Below are 20,462 nucleotides of genomic sequence, written 5' to 3'. Positions count from 1 at the left end.
GCGGCTCAGTAGCCGGTCATCTCCAGATAGCCTTTTCCTGTGTGTGAGCCCTGGACGGTGATCGGGCCTTCCCAATAGGGGATGCTGGTCGCCATGAAGCTCGCCGCGTTCACCGGAATCGTCTCGACATCGAGGCCGCGGCTTTTCACCTGGAGCCGCCAACGCGTGGGCAGGGTGCGGCCGGCGACTTTTGTTTCGGCCAACGGCGTCAGCGTGATGTCGTCGCGACCGAGTTTTTGTGGCGCGCCATCGGCGGCGATCCAGGTTCCCGCGCGAAAATCGGGGGCGCTGGCGTCGCGCATGCGAAACAGCATCAGCTTTTCGCCGCTGGAAAAATGCAGCGAGAACCAGTCCCAGCCCTTCTGGCTCGCCGCCAGATATTGGGTGCTCCATTCCCGGTCCATCCAGGCGAGGCCACTCACCTTGATCTCTTTTCCACGCAGCGTCAGGACGCCGTCGATCCGGTAAAACGGCTGGCTGAAATAATAGGAGGCGCGGCCGTCGTCGGATTTTTGGCTGAACCCGTTGTCGCCCTGGGGCACGAGCGGGCCGTCGGCCTTGAGATTGAACGCGTAGCGGAAGCCCGGACCGCTGGCGACAAGTTTGGCGCCGTCAAAAACCCAATCGTCGATCCAGGCGCGGAACGGGTCGGCTGTGACCCCGGCCTGCCCGATCCCGCCCCGGGCGAGGGTTTCCGCGAACAGGTGGTCGGTCGCACTGGTCACAGCCGCATGGCCCATCCAGACATTTGCGTTCGCCCAGCCCGGCCGCGCGTCGTCCGGCGCGCCCGCCTGCCGGAACAGGGTCCATTGCACGCCATAGGCCGCGCCGGACTCGTCGGTGAGATTGGCGGTGACATACCACCATTCCGTGCGAAATTTGGGATGGGCGCCAAGGTCCTGCGGGAAGACCAGCCCCTTGCCGGGAACCGGCTTTTCGAAGCCGGTCGTGTCGTTGCCGAGGCCGGCAAAACCTTGAGCGAGCGCGGGCATGGCAAGAAGCAGCGCGATCAGACAGCTGACGAGGAACGAACCCCTCATCCGGCCCCTGCGGGGCCACCTTCTCCCGCAAGGGGAGAAGGATGCGCGTCCGATCGTTTCGTGGCGGCGGCTAGCGCTCATTGGCGAAGATCCTTGCGAGTTGCGCGGGGGTGGTGCGCACGAATCGCAGCAGTGGCGGCAGCGCGGCGAGCGCGGCGGTGAGCAGGGCCAGCGCCAAAATCTCCGCCCATTGCCACGGAAACATTTGATAAGGCAGCCGCCAGCCAAAAGCCTGCACATTGACCACGGCCACCAGGCACCAGGCCAGCGCGAGGCCGAGCGGCAGCGCGACAATGGCCGTGGCCGCGGTGAGCATGAGGATGCGCAAGAATTCGAGTTGGGCGAGATGACGGCGCGACACGCCGCTGGCCCAGACCGGCGCGACCTGGGTGAGGCGCATGTCGCCGAGCGTCGTCAGGCTCGCCAGCAGGGCGATCGCCGAAACCACCAGGGTCAGCGTGTTGAGCGCGGCGGTCACCGCAAAGGTGTGCTCGAAAATGCGCGTCGAAATCTTGCGAATATTGGCCTGGTCGGTGATGCGGGCGATTTTTGCGCCGAATTGGCTTTGCAGGGCCGCGATCACGCGCGGCGCCTCCTGCGGCGCGACCCGCAGGCCAAAACTCGTTCGCGGCGCGTCCGGCCAATGATTTGTCAGCGCGTCAATGTCGACGCGCAGCTGGCCCTTGGGATTGCCATAATCGGGGAAGACGCCGACGATTTTTGTGCGCCAGTTTCCGCGCGGGGTCGGAATCTCGAGCGTCGCGCCGAGCGAGAAATTGAGCCGGCGCGCGAGCTGTTCGCTGACCAGAACGCCATTGCCGCGCTTCATTTCGTCCCAAGCGTCCGGCGTCTGCTCCAGCATCGGGAAGCGATCGCGATAGGTTTGGTGATCGGCCATGCCGATCACCCCGGTCGGCCAGCCCGACAGCCGCACCATGGCGCTCGCCCCCGGCAGCACCGCTTGCACATCGGGGCGCGTCGACAGCCAGCTTTCGATGCGCTTCGCTTCGTCGGTCCCCGTCGCCTCCAGATAAACTTCCGCCGCCAGCCGCCCGTCGAGCCAGCCGACAAAAGTGTGTCTAAAACCCTCGACCATGCCGCCGACGCCGACATTGGTGGCGAAGGCGAGCAGCAGGGCGGTCAGGGCGAGCGACAGGGCGGGAAGTTGTTGGCGGCTGTCGGCCCAGAACCAGTTTTGCAGCGGACCGCCGGCGCTGGCTTCGCCCAGGCGCAGCGCGCCGGTGAGCAGGACCGGCAGCAGCAGCGCGCCGCCGAGCAGCAGGCCGGCGAGCGCGGCAAAACCCGAATAGAGGTTTTGGCCCCAGGCATAGGCGGCGAGGGCGGCCGCGAAGGCGGCGAGCGCGAGCAGGGCGCGTCGCCAGAGGAAACGCTGCTGGGCGTCGCGCCAGGCGAAGGGCTGCGCGCTGGCGAGCACGGGCAGGCGCAGCGCCTTGGTCAGGCCGCCCGCCGCCGCGACCAGCGCGCCGACCAGCGCGATGCCGAGCCCTGACGCGATCCAGGTCGGGTCGAGGGTCAGGCCGCCCGCCACCCGCGCGCCGTAGAGCGCGTCGAGGCTGGCCGCCACATTGGGCAGCAGGGCGGCGGCGAGGCGGAAGCCGCCGAAAACGCCGACGCTTCCCGCGATCAGGGCGAGCAGCACCACCTCGCCGAGCAGCGCCGCGGCCAGCGCGCGCGTGGACACGCCGACCGCGCGCAGGGTTCGGATCATGCCGAGACGCTGTTCGAAGGCGAGGCCGAAGGCGGCGTGGACGATGAACAGTCCGACGAGAAAAGCCAGCAAGCCGAAGGCGGTGAGGTTGAGATGAAAGCTTTCGGTGAGGCGCTTGAGGTCGGCCTCCTCCTCGCCCGGCGGCGCGAGGCGCAGGGCGGCGCCGGCGAGGGAGTCGAGCGAGGGCGCCTCGGGACCAGGCGGTTTTTCCAGGATCAGCCGCGAAATCTGGCCGTTGCGGCCGAGCAGGTCTTGCGCCACGCCAATGTCGACCGTCAGCATGCCGGCGGGGGCGTCCGGATTCGCCTGGATCGGCGGCAGGATTTTGCCGCTATTGTCCAGCGCGATTCTTTCGCCTTCGGCCGCGCCGAGATCGCGCAATACCTCTGGCGAAGCGAGGGTTTGTCCGGGCGGCGTCAGAAAGGCGCCAAGCCCGCTCGCCGCCGCCGGCGCTCCGACCGCGACGCCGCGCGGCAGCGTGAGCGGCTCGACGCCCAGGAGCTGATAGGGAACGCCGCGGATGAGAATGGTGGCTTCGAGAACCGGCGAGACCTTCCAGCCGGCGAGCCGCAGCTTGACGAAAAGCTCCTGCGGGATCGCGCCGCCGCTCGCGGGCGCAAGCGTTTGGGCGCCGCCGCCCGTGAAGACGGAGGCCGCGCGGTCGTAGGACTTGCGCGCCTGGGCGTTGAGGGCCTGCACCCCCGTCCACAAGGCCGTGGCGATGGCCAGCCCGACAAACAAGGCCAGGAAATTGCCGGGGCGGTGGCGCCAGTGGCTGAGCAGGGCGGCGAGGGTCCAGAGAATAAGCTTCACGGCGCGTCGATCACTCCCGAACTGAGCCGCACCCTTTGCTGGAGTTTTGCCGCCAGCCTTTCGCTGTGGGTCACCATCAGAAAGCCGCAGCCGGTCGCCGCGACCACGTCGAGGGCCAGCGCCATGAATTCATCCGCCGTGGCCTCGTCGAGATTGCCGGTGGGCTCGTCGGCGAGCAGCAGGCGCGGCCGCACCGCCAGCGCCCGGCCGATCGCCGCCCGTTGCTGCTGGCCGCCGGAGAGCTGCTCGGGATAGCGCTCCAGCAGTTTTTCGAGCCCGAGACGGCGGATCAGCTCGTCGGTCCAGGCGGCGTCGAAACGTCCGGCGAGCCGCGCCTGGAAGGCGACATTGGCGCGAATGGTGAGGCTCGGGATCAGGTTGAACTGCTGGAACACCACGGCGAGGGTTTCGCGGCGCAGCTCCGCCCGACCGCCGTCCGACAGTTTTGTGACCTCGACGCCGTCGATCACAATCTCGCCGGAGTCGGCGGCGTCGAGGCCGCCGACGAGATGCAGCAGCGTGCTCTTGCCGCTGCCGGATTCGCCCATCAGCGCCATGCTCTCGCCGCGCGCCAGGGCGAGATCGACGCCCCGGAGCACGGGAATGCGGCCCTGAGGGGTCTCATAGGTCTTTGTCAGGCGACTGACGCGCAGCAGTTTTTGGGCGGCGGACGCGGCCTCGGGCGCCTGAAGGGCCGGCGCGGCGACGGTCAACGGCCGGCCCCGCTGTTGTCCGAAACGATCTTGGCGATGGCCGACCAGTCCACGGCGTCGCCATGGCGGGCGAGGGTGGCCAGCAGATGCTCGCGCACCACGCCGAGGAAGGGCATCGGGACCCTTGCCGACTGGGCGGCGGCGTCGACGAGATTCATGTCCTTGAGGCCGAGCGGCGCGGCGAAGCCGGCGGGCTCGAACTCTTCGTGAAGGATGATCTCGCCATAGGTTTTGAAGATCGGCGCGGCGAACAAAGTGCTGGTCAGCACATTCAGCAGCGCCGCCTTGTCGACGCCGCTCCTGTCGGCGAGCGTCATGGCCTCGGCCAGGGATTCGATCGCCGACATGATCATGAAGTTTCCGCACAATTTGATCACATTGGCGAGACGCGGCGCGTCGCCGACGCGAAAAATGTGCTGGGCGAAGGTTTTGAACAGGGGCTCGCAGGCGTCCAGCGCCTCGTTCGGGCCCGCCGCGACCACGGCAAGCTTGCCGGCCTGGGCGGCGAAGGGGCGGCCGAACACCGGCGCGGCGACAAAAGTTCCGCCCGAGGCGGCGTGGGCTTCCGTGAGGCGCTCGGCCAGCGCCACGCTGATCGTGCTCATGGAAACATGGATTTTGGACACATGGGTTTTGGCGCGAACAATTCCGTCCTCGGCGAAGACCACGCGCTCCACGGCCTGGTCATTGGCCAGCATGGTGAAGACGATGTCGCCCTCGGCGGCTTCAGCTGGCGTCGCGGCTTGTCGCGCGCCGCGCTCGACCAGCGGGGCGGCCTTGTCCGCGCTGCGGTTCCAGACTGTGACCTCGTGTCCGGCGGCGACCAGATGGCCGGCGATGGCGCCGCCCATATTGCCCAGCCCGATAAAACCGATTTTCATTCGAAAACCTCGAACAATGCCGCCGGCCCGATCCGGCCATCTTCTCTATGTGTGGAAGCGGATGCGCGCGCGCCAGCCCTGCGGGCGGATTCAGCGTGAAAGCTGGTTGGCGAGCCGTCGAAGGAAGGCGAGTCCCGCTTCGAGCTGCGCAATTTCGATGAATTCGTCGGGCTGGTGCGCCTGGTCGATGCTGCCGGGACCGCAGATCACGCAGGACAGCCCGCCCTTTTGAAACTGTCCGGCTTCGGTGGCGTAGGGCACGGCGATGGTGTGATTGGCCTGAGCCAGCGCCAGGGCGAGGGTCGCGGCGGCGGAGTCCGGCTCCGCCCGCAAGCCGGGCGCGATCGTGTCCACAAAAGTTTCTATCTTCGCCGCGGGGAACCCGCTCATGCGGCGGTTTCTCACCTCTTCGCACACACTTTCGAATTTCTTCAGCGCCCGGTCATAGGGGACTTCGGGCAGGCCGCGGAACTCCCAGGCGAATTCGCACTGGCGCGCCATGATATTGCGCGCGGTGCCGCCAAAGATCTGGCCGACATGGATGGTGGAATAGGCGGGTTCGAAGCGGCCGCGCGGATCGACCTCCGCGCGCAAATCCTCGCCGATTTTTTCGAGCGCGCCGACCAGTTCGCAGGCGACATGCACGGCGCTGACGCCGAGCCAGGGTTTTGAGGAATGGGCCTCGTGGCCGGTGACGATGGTGCGATAGGTGACCACGCTCTTGTGGGCGTCGGCCACCTGCATCAGCGTGGGCTCGCCGATAATGGCGAGCGCCGGGCGGGGCAGGTCATGGCCGAGCTTGGCGATGGCGTCGAGGCAGCCGGCGCAAGTGGTCTCCTCGTCATAGCTCAGCAGAATATGGATCGGCGTCTTCAGCGCGGCTTGCGAAAACTCGGGCGCCATGGCGAGGCACAGCGCGTCAAACCCCTTCATGTCGCAGGTTCCGCGTCCATAAAGGCGCGAACCGTCGCGGCGCAGGACGAAAGGCGGCGAGCTCCAGGGCTGGTCCTTGACCGGCACCACGTCGGTGTGGCCGGACAGGACCACGCCGCCGTCGCCGTCGGGTCCGAACGTGGCGAACAGCGCCGCCTTGTCGCCGGCCGCATTGGGGATGCGGGTGAAACGGGCGCCCAGGGCGAGGAGATAATCCTCGACGAAATCGATCAAAGCGAGATTGCTGCGCGCGCTCTCCGTGTCGAAGGAGACGAGACGGTCGAGCAGGGCGATGGCGCGTTCGAGCGCGGGGTCGGCGCTGGTCATCAGTTGATCACCCGCTTCTCGGCCGGGCTGTCGAGCGAAAAGGCCGGAATTTCCGCGTCAAAGGCGTTGCCGTTGGCGTCCACCATGCGATAGGCGCCGAACATGATGCCGGAGGCCGTGTTCAGCGCGCAGCCGGAGGTGTAGCGAAAGGTGGCGCCAGGATCGAGGATCGGCATTTCGCCGACCACGCCGGGGCCGCGCACGGTCTCGACCCGGCCGGCGGCGTCGGTGATGGTCCAGCAGCGTTCGACCAGTTGCACCTGGATCGGGCCGTGATTGACGATCTCGATCGTGTAGGTCCAGAACCAGCGCCCTTCCTCCGGCGCGCTGCGCTCGGGGGCGTAGAGGGGGATGGCGACCACTTCGACGTTCTGGGTGACGGCGCTGTACATGAGGGAAATTTGCCTCAGGACTCGCGCGCCGTCGAGCCTCAAATTCAGACTTCGCCGCCGAATCAGGCGGCGCGCAGGCTTTGCAGGCGGCGCGCGGTGGAGGCGCCCACCAGCACGACAATGCCGCCGGCTTCGTTGGTGACGCGGATGTGCCGCCCTTCCGCGTCGCGCGCGCTGGCCAGCGCGGCGATTTTCGCCCAGACGGCGTGCATGTCGGGCAGGCGCAGCGACAGCGCCTCCCGCCGGCCGCCATCGGCGTCGATGATATGGAAGTGATAAAGCGTCACGATAAATTTCACCCTGGGGGTCCGAGGAACGCCGAGGCTATATCCGAAGATTGTGACGGTAACGCGCAGGCGCCGATAAAAACATATCGGGGCGGCGCCGCGCAGATTAACAGAAATTTAACGTTCGCGCGTGTCGCGATGGGCTCAGGGCAGGTAGTAATCCGTTCCCGCGGCGCAATTGTTGGTTACGGTGGCGGTCGAGGTTCCGCTGTTGCTCCACAAGATCGCTTGCGTCTGCTGGGCGCCGCTGTCCAGCGTGTTGGTCTGAGCGAGCGCATTGCCGGAGCGGGGCGACATGTAGGTCGTCTGCCTGATCGTATAGGTCGCGCCGCTGCCGCCCCAGGTGAACAGCTTGAAATCATATCCCGGCTGGTACTTGTAGGTCACGTCGGCGACGATCAGGTAATAGTCGGTCGTGTTGCTGCTGCTGTTGTTCAGCACGGAATTGTTGTGGGTGACGTCGCCGGCGGCGGTGGGATAATTGCCAAGGGGCATGAGCGTGGCGCCGTTGGTCCCGTTGTCGACCGGCGTCAGGCCGGCCACGCCGCAACTGCGCACCGGCGGATTGGTCCCGAAGCCGACGCTCCAGACCACGCGCGCCTGGCAGCAGCGTTTGTCGGTCTTGCTGACATTGTCGAAGACGATTTCGCTGATCGCGGCGCTCATCACGCTGACGTCAGAGGGGAAGGGCGTCATCACCAGTTGCGCGGCGGCGAAGAAATCGGCGAGTTCGGTGTTGGACACGCAGGGGACCGCGGCATGGGTCGAGCATCCGTTGCTGGTCGTCCCGCCGCTGTTCGACGGCAATTGCTGGGTGGTCAGGTCCGCGATCGTGCGCGACGCCTGCTGCGTCTTGCGGCTGATCTCGAGGCCCTGGCCGAGCAGGGAAATGCCGAAATAGAGCACCAGCATCATCGGCATGATGAAGGCGAACTCGACGGCGGCGATGCCGGCGCGGGCGCGCCAGAACCGCTGCAGCGCGCGCGTCGCGCGCGAAAACAGGCTCCGGATCATTGCGGCTCGTTCCTGAACACCATGACGGAATAGATGTCATGCACCATGCCGGCGCCGCTGACCGGGTTGGTCCTGACCGTGCTCGAACTCTGGCTGTAGAGATTGGCCGCCCGATTGCCGTTCGCGCCCGAGGCCAGCAGGACCGACAGATAGATCGGCATGGGATAATAGGCTTGGAGCACGACGATCGCGCCCGCCGCGGGAACGGTGATGTTCGTCGAGGGATTGTTGATGAAGCTGTTGCTGATCGTTCCCGAGAGCGAGCTGAACGTGTCGGCGCTGGGCGTGGAGATGTTCAAGATGACATTGTTGCAATTGAAATAGCTCGGCAGCCCGTTGGCGCCGCACAGGCTGTGGCCGTTGGCGCCCGTCGCGCTCTTGAAGTCCGAGGCGGCCTGCGGGTTGGTGGAATATTGGCCGACCAGAATCTGCCGCGCCACATTGGCGACGGCATTGTCGAACAGGACGTGGTTGTAATAGACGAAGGCCGTTTCGAAGATCGCGCAGAGCAGGCCGAGGAAGGGAATGGAGATCATTCCGAATTCGAGGGCGGCGACGCCGCGCCGGTCCTTGGCGAAGCGCGCCAGCAGGCCTCGACGGGCCGCGGGCCTGGCTTTTTCGAGGGGGGCTTCCACGTTCAATCCTCGCCACATCTACAACGCGGGGAGCGAAGCCGTGCGCCTCGCCCGTTCTTACAGCGCAGTGTGACCGGGAGCCGTTTCCCTTTGGTTACCTTGGGTAATTAAACTGCCCTACGTCAGCATCATTTTCCCGTGGAGAAGCCCATATGCGCGGCGACGGCGGCGGCGCGGTCGCCGGCGATCGTCTTGCTGTCGGAGAGTTCGACGGTGGGCAGGCAGTCCGGCGCGCAGATGTAGCTCTCGCGATTAAGGCCGTTCTGCACCAGAAGGTCCGCCTTGTCGGCGCCGACGCGGATGATCCATTCGCCGAGCAAATTGCCTTCGCCGTCGAGCGCGATCAGGTTCGTTTCGCCGAAACTCTTGCCGGTGATCACGCCCATGCCGTTGTTTTTGAGCATAGTGACGTCGGCGATGCCCGGCTGGCCGATGACAAGCGTCTGGGTCTTTTCGGGGATGCGCGCGATGCGGGCGCGATCGATCGTCACCACCACCAGGTCGCGCTGGCCCGCCGCCGCGGCGGGCGAGGGAGCCGACATGAGAAGGGCGGGCGCCATCAGGCCTGCGAGGATCGCCGCCTTGCCGAACACCCGCGCCGCCGCGTCAAAACGCATCTCGATCTCTCCACCCGCTGGAACGCCTCTTGCCCCAGTAAAACCGAATTTGGTGAACGATTACTAAAGAGAGGCTTCGGGCGTGCTCATACGTCAGGGGGCGGCGCGGGCCTCGTTTTTCGGGGCCGGAAGGCGGCTGCGCCGGCATTCCAATAAATGTCCAAATCGCAAGTATAGTTTTGGTAACCGTGTGGAGACTGAGGCTGAATTTGTGCTCCGCGTTAACGCAACGGCAATGGATAGGCGGCTAATTTCCGGTGGTCAGCGCCGGTCCCGAGCAGTTCCAGGGGCTGACGTGCAAAGAACCAGGAGAGTTTCAGATGAAGTCGCTTTTCCTCCGTTTCGCCAAGGACGAGTCCGGCGCCACCGCCATCGAATATGGCCTGATCGCCGCCCTCATCTCCGTGGTCGCCATCACCACCCTGACCACCGTCGGCAACAAGCTGAACTCCAAGTTCACCGCCATTTCCAACGGCCTGAACTGAGCAAGACCCGCCGCCTTCGCGGCTGGAACACGCGGCCTCCGGTTCGCCGGGGGCCGTTTTTTTTGTCTGTGTTTCGCGCGCCCGCGCAGCGCTGGCCGGCCGGGTCTCTTCCGTGCAGGGGGCTGCGCGCCTCATTGAGTCGAAGTCTTGCGCATGACGCGCGCCCGACTGACCGGTCGCGCGGCGCCCTCTCGATCTCGCTCCAGACCATATCAATCCCGCGGCGCCGGGACAGGAACGCATTGCGCCCCCTAAACCTGCGATAACCACGAAGGCCGCGCGCAATGCGATCCCGTCCCTGTGCGCCCCGCGCCAGCGGCGGGGACCGCTCGCGCGCCGGGCGAGGTCCGCTGTTTCACGTCATTCTTGAGATGTGGCATTACGTATAGTAATCTAATTTACGCGGGTAATTACTTAAGATATTCGTCAAGTCAGTGTGTTACGCGCCTTGTTTATCTTAACTTGATCGAAACGGGCGGCGACTATGTCTTATATGGTCGTCGCGGATGCTCAAGACTTTGTGCGTCGACTCGAATGCCAATTGGAGTGCCCCATGAAGTCGCTGCTCATCCGCTTCGCCAAGGATCAGTCCGGCGCCACCGCCATTGAATATGGCCTGATCGCCGCTCTGATCGCCGTCGCCGCCATCACCACGCTGACCACGGTCGGCGCCCGCCTGAACGCCAAGTTCACCGCCATTTCCAACGGTCTGAACTGAGCGCGCGCTCCGTCTTCCCGTGGACGCGCGAAAGCCAGGGCGATGCCCATGCCGCTCGCGCGTCACGTTTCCGCACTGACGCGCCCGTGAGCGCGCCGCGCTTCCTTTTTCGATTTGGGCGCCGCCGCCTGAAAATCCGCAGGAGTTAACGGTCGGTTCACTCTGCACGGCGATCATGTCCGCGCCGATTTCACTCCGGACTCGCCATGCTCGATTTACCTGTCCTCGTCGTTTTTCCCGCGCTGATGGCCTATGCGGCCTTCTCCGACCTGTTTACCATGACCATCGCGAATTGGATTTCGATCGTCCTGGTGGCGGCCTTTGTCGTCCTGGCGCTGTTCATGGGCCTGCCGGCCACGACCATTCTCCTGCATCTCGCCTGCGGGCTCGCCGTTCTGGCGATCACTTTCGTCCTGTTCGCCTTCGGACAGGTCGGCGGCGGCGACGCGAAATTCGCCGCGACCACCGCGGTCTGGCTGGGGTTCGAGCATCTCGCCGAATATGGCCTGATCGCCTCGCTGCTCGGCGGCGTCCTGACCGTCGGCCTGCTCGGGTTCCGCAAACTGCCGCTCCCCGCCTGGGCGCAGGGCCGCGCATGGATCGACCGGCTGCACGACAAGAAGGTCGGCGCGCCCTATGGCATCACCCTCGCCATCACCGGCATCCTGCTCTATCCGGATTCGCTGCTGTTCACGCAGACCCTGGGCGCCTGAGCGCAACGGCGTTTCGAGCTGATGCAAGGGCCGGTCGCGACGACCGGCCCTTTTCTTTTCCGCGCGGCGGAACGCAGGGGCTTTCTGACGAAGCGTAAATTTCGACACGATCCATTAACCTTAATTTGACCTTTCACTGCTTGAATTCATCAAGGCGCTCCATCCGGAGCGGAAGCGTGGATCGTTGAAAAGCCATGAAGAAAGCCCGGCTCATTTCCCTCGGATTTGTCGCGGTTTGCGGTCTGACCGCGATCTATCTGGTGTTGGACAAGCCCGAGCCCCCGGCGCCCGCGCCCGTGGTCGCCGCGCCGCCGCCGGTCGCCAAGGACCAGATCCTCGTGGCCTCGCATGAGCTGAATTTCGGCTATGTGATCCAGCCGACCGACATGACCTGGCAGGACTGGCCGAAGGATTCGCCGATCCAGGGCGTGATCCGCAAGTCGGAGCGCCCCAACGCCATCGACGAACTCAAGGATTCCGTCGTTCGCGGGACCTTCTCCATCGGCGAGCCGCTGCGCCCGGACCGGCTGTTCAAGGGAACGTCGTCCGGCTTTCTCTCGGCCGTGCTCGCGCCCGGCTATCGCGCCGTCGCCATCAACATCGAAGGCAGCGGCGCCACCACCGCCGGCAATTTCATCCTGCCCAACGACCGCGTCGACGTGATTCACATCTACCGCGACGAGGACGCCGCCAAGAACGGCGGCGGCGATTCCTTCGTCTCCGAGACTCTGGTCACCAATGTGCGCGTGCTCGCCATCGGTCAGAACGCCAATGACAAGGCCGGTCCGCCCACCGCCGGCGGCTCCACCGCTACGCTCGAACTCGACCCGCACCAGGCCGAGACCGTCATCCTGGCGCAGCGCGTCGGCCAGCTCTCGCTGGTGCTTCGCTCGATGCAGGACAGCGCCAAGCAGGTCGGCGGCTCCGTGTCGATGGCCCAGCAAATTCGCGAACGCGGCGTCACCATCGTGCGCGCCGGCGTCGCCACCCAGTCGCGCGGCAAATGATCCGCCCGTTCGCGTCCCTTCGTGCGCACAGCCCCGCGCGCCGCGAGCCTTGCCTTTTGGAGTTGAGGAAAATGCACATGAGGACGCGCCCCTGGCTTGTTGGCGGACTGTCTGTTCTTCTGACCTTGAGCGCTCTGGCGCTCGCGCCGGCCCGCGCCGCGGGCGACGGCGAAACCCTCCGCTTCCTGGGAGAGAATGCGACGCGGCGCCTGACCATGGGCGTCGGCAAGTCGGTCATCCTCGACCTGCCCGCGGACGCCGGCGAAATCTTCGTTGGCAATCCCGCCGTGGCCAATGCGGTGGTGCGCACGGCGCGCAAGATCTACGTGATCGGCCAGGCGACGGGCCAGACCACCATTTTCGCCATGGACAAGCAGGGGCGGCGCATCGCCACGCTCGAGCTGTCGATCGGCCGCGACATCGGCGAACTCAACAGCATCCTCCAGACGGCTTTGCCCAATTCCCGGATCACCGCGCGCACGGTGAACGATTCGATCATCCTGACCGGTGATGTCGACTCCGCCGCCGACATGCAGACGGCGATGGACATCGCCAAGAGCTTCGTCGACGCCATGGGCAAGGCGGGCGGCTCCGGAACCGGCATCGTCGTCAACGCCATCACCATCCGCGGCAAGGATCAGGTGATGATCAAGGTGACCATCGCCGAAGTCCAGCGCGTCGTAACCAAGCAGCTTGGCATCACCGCTTCGACGCTCGCGGGCAACTGGGGCAAGTTCATCCAGGACAATCCCTTCGCGCTCAATGGTCAGTCCTACAGCACCGGCGCGCTCAAGACCTTCAGCAATTTCGGCGGCGGCAACACGCTGACCCAGACCTTGCAGGCCTTCGAACGCAACGGCGTCGCCCGCATCATGGCGGAGCCGACGGTCACCGCGGTCTCGGGAGAAAGCGCCAAATTCACGGTCGGCGGCGAAGTGCCGGTGTCCTCGGGCACGAACTGCCAGGGCTCGGGAGCGGCCAGCCTCTGCACCGTCGGCGTCACCTACAAGACCTACGGCGTGACGCTCAACTTCACCCCGGTCGTGCTGTCGGCCGGACGGATTTCGCTGCGCCTCGCCACCGAGGTCGCCGACATCGATCCCGCCACCAGCGTCTCCAGCCAGACGCTCTCGGCGCCCGGCTTCCGCACCCGCCGCCACGAGACCACCGTCGAACTGCCGACCGGCGGCTCCATCGCCACCGCCGGCCTGATCCAGGCCAATTCCAACCAGGCGATCAACGGCGTCCCCGGGCTGATGAACCTGCCGATCCTCGGCTCGCTGTTCCGCTCGCGCGACTACCAGCGCCAGGAAACCGAGCTGATGATCATCGTCACGCCCTATATCGCCAAATCCGTCTCGCCCAACGCTCTGGCCCGGCCCGACGACAATTACGCCGATTCCACCGATCCCCAGGGCTGGCTGCTCGGACGCGTCAACAAGCTCTACTCGACCGCCGACAATCCCGCGGCCGCCCGCCATTTCAACGGCCGCGTCGGCTTCATCCACGACTGAGCCGGACCCAGCGCAAGACACTGAAGCGCAAGACACTGAAACGATGGACAGGACCATGCCGCATCTCCGCCTGATCAAGACCTCGGAACCCGCCGGCCTGAAGCGCTGGGCGCGGGCGGCGGCCCTGCTCGTCGCTGTCCCGCTCGCCGCCTGCTCGAGCGGCGGCGCCGACCGGATCGTCGCCACCACGATCCCGAGCCAGGATTTCCACGCCCGCCACCCGATCGAACTGGCCAACAGCCGCGCGACCCTCGACGTGATCCCCTATGTTCACGCCGGCGCGCTCGACGCCCGTTCGAAGAGCCAGATCAAGCAATTCGCCTCGGACTATGCGCAATCCGGCGAGGGCGAGATCGCTTTGGCGCTGCCGCAGGGCGGACCGGGCGCGGCCGAGGCGCGCGCGGCGGTTCCCGCGGTGCGCGCGGCCCTCGCCGCCGGCGGCGCGCGCAGCTATGTCGCCATTTCCTCCTATCCGATCGCCGACCCGAGCGTCGCCGCGCCGATCCGCCTGTCCTACGCCACCGTGATCGCCCGCACCCGCACTCGCTGCGGCCAGTGGCCCAACGATCTCGCTTCCGGTTCGTCGGCGGAGGGCTGGAACAATACGCCTTACTGGAATCTGGGCTGCGCGAACCAGCAGATGATCGCGGCGCAAACGGCGGACCCGCGCGACCTCTTGGGTCCCGCGGCGACCACGCCGCCCGATTCGCAGATGCGCTCGCGCGGCATCGTCGCCGTCCGCCAGGGCAAGGACCCGGGAACGGACTGGAAGGTCCAGAACAGCAGCATCAGCGCCGTCGGCAACTGATCCAAGGACTCCTTTCATGATGGATTCGATGCACGAGCACCTGGAACCCTCGCAATACCCACAGATCGCGCCGGCGCCGCGCATCTCGCTCCAGGCGTTCTGCGAGACGCAGGACCTGGCGCAGCTGATCGGCGAGGCCGCCCTCGACCGGCGCATGGAGAAAGCCCATGTCAAGGTGAACATGGGCGGCGCCCAGGCGGCGATCGAGGCCTACCGCACCTCGCCGACGCCGAATGTCATCGTGCTCGAGACCTCGGCGTCGCGAACCGATTTGATCGACCAATTGGAGGCCCTCGCGGAATTCTGCGATTCCGGCACCAAGGTGATCGTGATCGGCAAGCTCAACGACATCACGCTCTATCGCGAGCTGATTTCGCGCGGCGTGTCGGACTATCTCGTCAAGCCGTTCGGCGTGATGGATTTCATCGCGGCTTTGTCGGCGCAATACCATCACGACTCCGCTCCGCCGCTCGGCCGCGTCATTGCGGTGACCGGCTGCAAGGGCGGCGTCGGCGCCTCCTGCGTCGCGCATAATCTCGCCTGGGCCATTTCCCGCGATCTCGACGCCGCCACGGTGATCGTCGATCTCGACCTGCCCTTCGGCACCGCCGGGCTCGACTTCAACCAGGACCCGCCGCAGGGCATCGCCGAAGCGGTGTTCGCGCCCGATCGCCTCGACGCCAATCTCGTCGATCGCCTGCTGTCGAAATGCAGCGACAAGCTGTCGATCCTGGCGGCGCCGGCGACGGTGGAGCGCTGCTACGATTTCCAGGAGACCGCCTTCGACGCGCTGCTCGAATTGTTGCGCGCGACGACGCCCTACATCATTCTCGATACGCCGCACATGTGGACGGCCTGGTCGCGGCGGATGATGGTGACCGCCGACGAGGCGCTGCTGGTCTCCGCCCCCGATCTCGCCGGCCTGCGCAACACCAAGAGCCTGCTCGACGCGCTGCGCGCCGCCCGCAGGAACGATCCGGTCCCGCGCTTCGTGCTCAATGGCGTCGGCATGCCCAAGCGCCCGGAAATCGCCGCCGCCGATTTCGCCCGCGCCGTCGAGGCCGAGCCGCTCGCGCAAGTGCCGTTCGACGCGAAACTGTTCGGCGCGGCCTCCAACAATGGGCAGATGATCGCGGAGCTGGACGAGGGCGAAAAGGTCGCGCCCATTTTCGGCGACATCGCCCGGGCGGTCACCGGGCGCGCGCCGGTCAAGCGCGAGCGGAAGAGTTTTCTGGAGCCGCTGCTCGCGGTGCTGAAGGGCTGACGCGCCACCCCCAAGGTTTTTTCCGGCAAGGTTTTTCCCGGCATGAAGCCGGATCCTCGAAAGGACTATAGACGGAGATGTTCGGAAAGCGTTCCGCCAACGCCGCCGCGCCGCGCGCCAGCCAGGGTCCGTCGTCCACGGTCGTCGAGGCGATCGCCGCGCCGGTCGCCATGACGCCGCAGCCGACGGTCGCGCCGTCGCTCGCGCCCCCGCCGGAGGTGCGGCGCTCCGACGAATATTACATGACGAAGAGCACGATCTTCGGCGCGCTGATCGAGGCGATCGACCTGTCGCAGCTGTCGAAGCTCGACGCCGAGAGCGCGCGCGAGGAAATCCGCGACATCGTCAATGAAATCATCGCCATCAAGAATGTCGTGCTGTCGATCGCCGAGCAGGAGGACCTGCTCGAGGACATTTGCAACGACGTGCTCGGCTATGGCCCGCTGGAGCCGCTGCTGGCGCGCGACGACATCGCCGACATCATGGTGAACGGCGCCAACAAGACCTATATCGAAGTGCAGGGCAAGATTCAGCTCACCAGCGTCCGCTTCCGCGACAATGCCCAGCTGATGAACATCTGCCAGCGCATCGTCAGCCAGGTCGGCCGCCGCGTCGACGAAGCCTCGCCGATCTGCGACGCGCGCCTGTTGGACGGCTCGCGTGTCAACGTGATCGGGCCGCCGCTCGCCATCGACGGGCCCGCGCTCACCATCCGCAAGTTCAAGAAGGACAAGCTGACCCTCGACCAGATCACCAGGTTCGGCGCCATTTCGCCCGAAGGCGCGGAGATCCTGAAAATCATCGGCCGCGTGCGTTGCAACGTCCTGATCTCCGGCGGCACGGGCTCGGGCAAGACGACCTTGCTCAATTGTCTCACCAATTACATCGATCATGATGAGCGCGTCATCACCTGCGAGGACGCGGCGGAATTGCAATTGCAGCAGCCCCATGTGGTGCGCCTGGAAACGCGCCCGCCCAATCTCGAAGGGCAGGGCGCGATCACCATGCGCGATCTCGTGAAGAACTGCCTGCGTATGCGCCCCGAACGCATCATCGTCGGCGAAGTCCGCGGACCCGAGGCTTTTGATCTGTTGCAGGCGATGAACACGGGTCACGACGGCTCGATGGGCACGCTGCACGCCAACTCGCCGCGCGAGGCGCTGAGCCGTCTCGAATCCATGATCACCATGGGCGGCTTCGCTCTGCCGCCGCGCACCATCCGCGAGATGATCGTCTCCTCCATCGACGTGATCATCCAGGCGGCGCGCCTGCGCGACGGCTCGCGCCGCATCACCCACATCACCGAGGTCATGGGCCTGGAAGGCGAGACCGTCATCACCCAGGACCTGTTCCTCTATGACATCGTCGGCGAGGACGCCAACGGCAAGCTCAAGGGACGCCACCGCTCCACCGGCATCGGACGTCCGCGCTTCTGGGAGCGCGCCCGCTACTTCAACGAGGAAGGGCGCCTCGCGGCGGCGCTCGACGCCTCCGAACTGCGCGAATAGGAGTTTTTGCCTTGGACGCCAGATCGCTGCTGATCCTCGCCCTCGTCTTCGCGGCCTCCGGCGGCGTGGCCTTTCTCATCTACCCCTATCTCAGCGGCGATGTGAAAGGCGAAAAGCGTCAGGCGCAATTGCTCGCCAAGCGTTCCGGCGTGTCGCGCGAGCGCCAGGTCGACGCGAGCGCGCGCCGCAAGCAGGTGGCGGACAGTTTGAAGGAGCTCGAGCAGCGCAACGCCAAAAAGGCGAAGCTGTCGCTCGAGACCCGCATCGCCCAGGCGGGCCTGTCGATGTCGAAGTCGATCTACTACATCGCATCCGCTTGCGCCGGCGTTTTTGTCGCCTTGATGCTGTTCTCCTTCACCGGCAATCCGGCTTTCGGCGTCGCGGGCTTCGTCATCGGCGGCCTCGGCCTGCCGAGCATGTGGCTGACGCGCATGACCAAAAGCCGGCTGAAGAAATTCACGCTGGAATTCCCCGGCGCCGTCGATGTGATCATCCGCGGCGTCAAGGCGGGCCTGCCGCTCAACGATTGCCTGCGCATCATCGCCTCCGAGGCGCCCGAGCCGGTGCGCGGCGAATTCCGCCAGATCGTCGAGGCGCAGACGCTGGGCATGTCGGTCTCGGAGGCGGTGGAGCGCCTGCCTGAACGCATTCCGACCGCCGAAGCCAATTTCTTCGCCATCGTCATCTCGATCCAGCAGAAGGCGGGCGGCAATCTCGGCGAGGCCCTCAGCAATCTGTCGCGCGTGCTGCGCGAGCGCAAGAAAATGGCCGACAAGGTCAGGGCGATGTCGTCGGAGGCGCGCGCCTCCGCCTATATCATCGCCTCGCTGCCGCTGATCGTCGCCGGTCTCGTCTATCTCACCAGCCCGCAATATATCGAGCAGCTGTGGATCAAGGAGGCCGGGCGCGTCGTCCTGTTCTGCTGCGCCTGCCTGATGGGCGTGGGCGTGTTCGTCATGAACAAGATGATCAGCTTCGACATCTAGCGCAGTCCTCTGAGCTTCCGCTCAGCTGACTGAGCTTGTTTTTGTTTTGACGCGTTTTCTTCACGCGAACCGGAATCCGCTTCGCTTGAAAACGCCACCAGGGCGCCCAGCATGTTCACGCTGCTATTCAACAAGCTCGCCGATCCCCGCTTCATCGTGGCGCTGGTCATCGGCATCATCACCGTCGCCAGCCTGATCGTCATCGCCATGCCGTTTCTCCAGGGCGATTCGCTGGAAGAGCGGATGAAGTCGGTGGCGGTCGAACGCGAGCGCATCCGCGCGCGCGAGCGCGAAAAACTCGCCGCCCGGGCCAACAACAAGCAGGGCCTGAGGCACACGTCCAAGACCTATATGAAGGATGTCGTCGAGCGGTTCAGCCTGTCGAAATGGCTGGGGGCCGACGAGGCCAAGGGCAAGCTGGCCAAAGCGGGCTTCCGTGGGCCCCAGGCGGAGATCGGCTTTCTGTTCTTCCGTCTCGTGTCGCCGATCGGCCTCGCGGTGTTCGGGTCGCTCTACGCCTTTCTGGTGCTCGATCTGCAGATCGGGTTGTTGCAGAAGCTGGCGGTGGTGGTGCTGCTGCTCTACATGGGCTTGAAAGTGCCGGAAATCTATCTGACCAACACCATCACCAAGCGCCAGGCGGAAATGCGCCGCGCCTTTCCCGACGCGCTCGACCTGCTGTTGATCTGCATCGAATCCGGCATGTCCATCGAACACGGCTTCCGCCGGGTGAGCCAGGAAATCGGCGTGCGCTCGCTGGCGCTCGCCGAGGAATTCACCCTGACCACGGCGGAATTGTCCTACCTGCCCGACCGGCGCACGGCTTATGACAATTTTTACCTGCGCACCGGTCTCGACGACGTCAAGAATGTGGTGACCTCGCTGGTCCAGGCGGAGAAATACGGCACGCCGCTCGGCACGGCGCTGCGCACGGTGTCGCAGGAGGCCCGCGACACCCGCATGATGGAGGCGGAGAAGAAGGCGGCTTCGCTGCCGCCCAAGCTGACCGTGCCGATGATCGTCTGCTTCCTGCCCGTGCTGTTCGCGGTGATCATGACGCCCGCGGTCATCCAGGTGATGGCCTCGCAATAGGGGCAAACCCGTGGACCGCCCTCGTGCTTCGAGACGGCGCTTTCGCGCCTCCTCAGCATGAGGGCTACTTTGTTTGTTGGTCCACAAAGGAAAGGGCCGAAGCGAATGGCTTCGGCCCCTTTTTTTATGCGCGCGAAAAGATCAGCGCACGACCGACTTGTTGCGGGTCGCCGCGGCCTGGATGTCGCGCCAGCCGTTGTTCTGCGAAATCATCTGGCGGATCGAGGCGACGTTTTCGCGCGCCTGCTGGGGCGAGAGGTCGCGCTCGGAAACCTGCTCGGCTTCCGCAAACTTGCCTTGCAGCGCCAGCACCAGCGCGAGATTCTGGCGCACCCGCATGTCGGCGCGCGGACTGGCGGCGGCCTCTCGCAAAACCTGTTCGGCCTGGCGCAAATTGTTCGACAGGGCGTAGGACAGGCCGAGATTGGAGAGCACGGAGGGCTCGTCGGGGGCGAGTTTCAGCGCCGTCTCGTAAAGGGCCTGCGCCTGCCGGTGGTCGCCCATCTGGTCGGCGATCGAGCCGCGCGTCGAAATCACCGACCAGTTCGGGCTGTCCGGGGCGTCGGCCTGCTCCAGCGCGGCGCTCGCCTCCTGGAGGCGGCCGGCGTCGGCGAGCGCCTTGCCATAGGCGGCGAGCACTTCGCGGTCTTTGGGATATTTGATCGCGGCGTTCTGCAGCACCGCCGCCGCCTGGTCGTTCAGCTCGCGGGAGCGCAGCGACTTCGCGTAGGCCAGCGCGACCATCTTGTTGTCGGGATGGGCTTCGTAGCGCTGCTGCAGGTTCTCGGAATAACGGCGCATGTCTTCCGGCGAATTGGACTCGGGCGCCGAGGGCATGGCGATGGAGCTGGTGACGTCGCCCATGCTCTTGCAGCCGCCCAGGGCGACCAGGACGCTCAAGGCGATGCCGGCGAGAAAACGCTGAGATGATCGGGTGTTCACGGCGCATCCCCACAAATTCGGACTTCTAACGTAACGAATAATTC

Annotated in this window: 21 protein-coding genes; 10 read left to right on the top strand and 11 right to left on the bottom strand. The window is 65.6% G+C overall.

The genetic code is table 11. The features are described from left to right. Positions 1-5 precede the first annotated feature (5 nt). The 10 genes from M2320_RS12295 to M2320_RS12250 all read right to left on the bottom strand — a co-directional run bounded on the left by M2320_RS12295 (position 6) and on the right by M2320_RS12250 (position 9,381). A complete protein-coding gene (locus M2320_RS12295; RefSeq protein ID WP_264597525.1) occupies positions 6-1,040 on the bottom strand; it encodes a lipocalin-like domain-containing protein in 1,035 nt (344 codons plus the stop codon). 70 nt (positions 1,041-1,110) lie between these two features. Beyond that, positions 1,111-3,582, bottom strand: coding sequence for an ABC transporter permease (locus M2320_RS12290; RefSeq protein WP_264597524.1), 2,472 nt, complete (start codon positions 3,580-3,582; stop codon positions 1,111-1,113). Then, the gene (locus tag M2320_RS12285) at positions 3,579-4,295 is read right to left on the bottom strand and encodes an ABC transporter ATP-binding protein (protein WP_264597523.1); all 717 of its coding nucleotides are present in this window, start codon (positions 4,293-4,295) and stop codon (positions 3,579-3,581) included. The genes M2320_RS12290 and M2320_RS12285 overlap by 4 nt, the downstream gene beginning before the upstream one ends. Beyond that, the gene (locus M2320_RS12280) at positions 4,292-5,176 is read right to left on the bottom strand and encodes an NAD(P)-dependent oxidoreductase (RefSeq protein WP_264597522.1); all 885 of its coding nucleotides are present in this window, start codon (positions 5,174-5,176) and stop codon (positions 4,292-4,294) included. Before M2320_RS12280 ends, M2320_RS12285 begins: the two co-directional genes overlap by 4 nt. A 90-nt stretch (positions 5,177-5,266) precedes the next feature. Continuing rightward, a complete protein-coding gene (gene argE / locus M2320_RS12275) occupies positions 5,267-6,436 on the bottom strand; it encodes an acetylornithine deacetylase (RefSeq protein ID WP_264597521.1) in 1,170 nt (389 codons plus the stop codon). Continuing rightward, on the bottom strand, positions 6,436-6,828 hold the full coding sequence (gene apaG / locus M2320_RS12270) for a Co2+/Mg2+ efflux protein ApaG (RefSeq protein ID WP_184428309.1): 393 nt from the start codon (positions 6,826-6,828) through the stop codon (positions 6,436-6,438). The genes argE and apaG overlap by 1 nt, the downstream gene beginning before the upstream one ends. A gap of 62 nt (positions 6,829-6,890) precedes the next feature. Beyond that, positions 6,891-7,127, bottom strand: a complete 237-nt coding sequence (locus M2320_RS12265) for a hypothetical protein (protein ID WP_184428310.1) — start codon at positions 7,125-7,127, stop codon at positions 6,891-6,893. Between the two features lie 132 nt (positions 7,128-7,259). Continuing rightward, a complete protein-coding gene (locus tag M2320_RS12260; protein WP_264597520.1) occupies positions 7,260-8,129 on the bottom strand; it encodes a TadE/TadG family type IV pilus assembly protein in 870 nt (289 codons plus the stop codon). Beyond that, a complete protein-coding gene (locus tag M2320_RS12255) occupies positions 8,126-8,764 on the bottom strand; it encodes a TadE/TadG family type IV pilus assembly protein (RefSeq protein WP_264597519.1) in 639 nt (212 codons plus the stop codon). The genes M2320_RS12260 and M2320_RS12255 overlap by 4 nt, the downstream gene beginning before the upstream one ends. Before the next feature lie 128 nt (positions 8,765-8,892). Then, complete coding sequence (locus tag M2320_RS12250; protein ID WP_264597518.1) at positions 8,893-9,381, bottom strand: pilus assembly protein N-terminal domain-containing protein; 489 nt, start codon at positions 9,379-9,381, stop codon at positions 8,893-8,895. A gap of 320 nt (positions 9,382-9,701) precedes the next feature. On the opposite strand from M2320_RS12250, the gene M2320_RS12245 reads away from it, so the two are divergent. From M2320_RS12245 to M2320_RS12200, 10 genes are all read left to right on the top strand, one after another. Beyond that, positions 9,702-9,866, top strand: coding sequence for a Flp family type IVb pilin (locus M2320_RS12245; RefSeq protein WP_264597517.1), 165 nt, complete (start codon positions 9,702-9,704; stop codon positions 9,864-9,866). Positions 9,867-10,419: 553 nt separating this feature from the next. Then, positions 10,420-10,584, top strand: a complete 165-nt coding sequence (locus M2320_RS12240; protein WP_264597516.1) for a Flp family type IVb pilin — start codon at positions 10,420-10,422, stop codon at positions 10,582-10,584. A gap of 206 nt (positions 10,585-10,790) precedes the next feature. Continuing rightward, a complete protein-coding gene (locus M2320_RS12235) occupies positions 10,791-11,297 on the top strand; it encodes an A24 family peptidase (RefSeq protein ID WP_264597515.1) in 507 nt (168 codons plus the stop codon). A 194-nt stretch (positions 11,298-11,491) separates the two neighbouring features. Further along, entirely contained in the window at positions 11,492-12,304 is an 813-nt protein-coding gene (gene cpaB / locus M2320_RS12230) for a Flp pilus assembly protein CpaB (RefSeq protein ID WP_264597514.1), read from the top strand. A gap of 77 nt (positions 12,305-12,381) precedes the next feature. Beyond that, positions 12,382-13,818, top strand: coding sequence for a type II and III secretion system protein family protein (locus tag M2320_RS12225; RefSeq protein ID WP_264597513.1), 1,437 nt, complete (start codon positions 12,382-12,384; stop codon positions 13,816-13,818). A 55-nt stretch (positions 13,819-13,873) separates the two neighbouring features. After that, on the top strand, positions 13,874-14,626 hold the full coding sequence (locus tag M2320_RS12220; RefSeq protein WP_264597512.1) for a CpaD family pilus assembly protein: 753 nt from the start codon (positions 13,874-13,876) through the stop codon (positions 14,624-14,626). A 28-nt stretch (positions 14,627-14,654) separates the two neighbouring features. Further along, complete coding sequence (locus tag M2320_RS12215; RefSeq protein WP_264597511.1) at positions 14,655-15,890, top strand: AAA family ATPase; 1,236 nt, start codon at positions 14,655-14,657, stop codon at positions 15,888-15,890. A 77-nt stretch (positions 15,891-15,967) separates the two neighbouring features. Continuing rightward, positions 15,968-17,398 (top strand): CpaF family protein, encoded by a 1,431-nt coding sequence (locus M2320_RS12210; protein WP_264597510.1) that lies wholly within the window; start codon positions 15,968-15,970, stop codon positions 17,396-17,398. 11 nt (positions 17,399-17,409) lie between these two features. Then, positions 17,410-18,384, top strand: a complete 975-nt coding sequence (locus tag M2320_RS12205) for a type II secretion system F family protein (protein ID WP_264597509.1) — start codon at positions 17,410-17,412, stop codon at positions 18,382-18,384. A 111-nt stretch (positions 18,385-18,495) separates the two neighbouring features. Next, positions 18,496-19,476: a type II secretion system F family protein gene (locus M2320_RS12200; protein WP_184428322.1), complete on the top strand. Its 981-nt coding sequence runs from the start codon at positions 18,496-18,498 to the stop codon at positions 19,474-19,476. Between the two features lie 141 nt (positions 19,477-19,617). On the opposite strand, the gene M2320_RS12195 is transcribed toward M2320_RS12200, so the two are convergent. After that, on the bottom strand, positions 19,618-20,418 hold the full coding sequence (locus M2320_RS12195) for a tetratricopeptide repeat protein (RefSeq protein WP_264597508.1): 801 nt from the start codon (positions 20,416-20,418) through the stop codon (positions 19,618-19,620). Between the last annotated feature and the right edge of the window lie 44 nt (positions 20,419-20,462).

The organism is Rhodoblastus acidophilus (assembly GCF_025961575.1).
GTDB classification, from domain to species: domain Bacteria; phylum Pseudomonadota; class Alphaproteobacteria; order Rhizobiales; family Beijerinckiaceae; genus Rhodoblastus; species Rhodoblastus acidophilus_C.
This window is presented reverse-complemented; position numbering and strand designations above follow the sequence as displayed.

Coding starts and splice junctions, on each gene's coding strand:
- M2320_RS12245 (WP_264597517.1), top strand. CDS start 9,702: ATGAAGTCGCTTTTCCTCCGTTTCGCCAAGGACGAGTCCGGCGCCACC.
- M2320_RS12260 (WP_264597520.1), bottom strand. CDS start 8,129: ATGATCCGGAGCCTGTTTTCGCGCGCGACGCGCGCGCTGCAGCGGTTC.
- M2320_RS12240 (WP_264597516.1), top strand. CDS start 10,420: ATGAAGTCGCTGCTCATCCGCTTCGCCAAGGATCAGTCCGGCGCCACC.
- argE (WP_264597521.1), bottom strand. CDS start 6,436: ATGACCAGCGCCGACCCCGCGCTCGAACGCGCCATCGCCCTGCTCGAC.
- M2320_RS12225 (WP_264597513.1), top strand. CDS start 12,382: ATGAGGACGCGCCCCTGGCTTGTTGGCGGACTGTCTGTTCTTCTGACC.
- M2320_RS12200 (WP_184428322.1), top strand. CDS start 18,496: ATGTTCACGCTGCTATTCAACAAGCTCGCCGATCCCCGCTTCATCGTG.
- M2320_RS12250 (WP_264597518.1), bottom strand. CDS start 9,381: ATGCGTTTTGACGCGGCGGCGCGGGTGTTCGGCAAGGCGGCGATCCTC.
- M2320_RS12215 (WP_264597511.1), top strand. CDS start 14,655: ATGCACGAGCACCTGGAACCCTCGCAATACCCACAGATCGCGCCGGCG.
- M2320_RS12210 (WP_264597510.1), top strand. CDS start 15,968: ATGTTCGGAAAGCGTTCCGCCAACGCCGCCGCGCCGCGCGCCAGCCAG.
- M2320_RS12220 (WP_264597512.1), top strand. CDS start 13,874: ATGCCGCATCTCCGCCTGATCAAGACCTCGGAACCCGCCGGCCTGAAG.
- cpaB (WP_264597514.1), top strand. CDS start 11,492: ATGAAGAAAGCCCGGCTCATTTCCCTCGGATTTGTCGCGGTTTGCGGT.
- apaG (WP_184428309.1), bottom strand. CDS start 6,828: ATGTACAGCGCCGTCACCCAGAACGTCGAAGTGGTCGCCATCCCCCTC.
- M2320_RS12295 (WP_264597525.1), bottom strand. CDS start 1,040: ATGAGGGGTTCGTTCCTCGTCAGCTGTCTGATCGCGCTGCTTCTTGCC.
- M2320_RS12235 (WP_264597515.1), top strand. CDS start 10,791: ATGCTCGATTTACCTGTCCTCGTCGTTTTTCCCGCGCTGATGGCCTAT.
- M2320_RS12280 (WP_264597522.1), bottom strand. CDS start 5,176: ATGAAAATCGGTTTTATCGGGCTGGGCAATATGGGCGGCGCCATCGCC.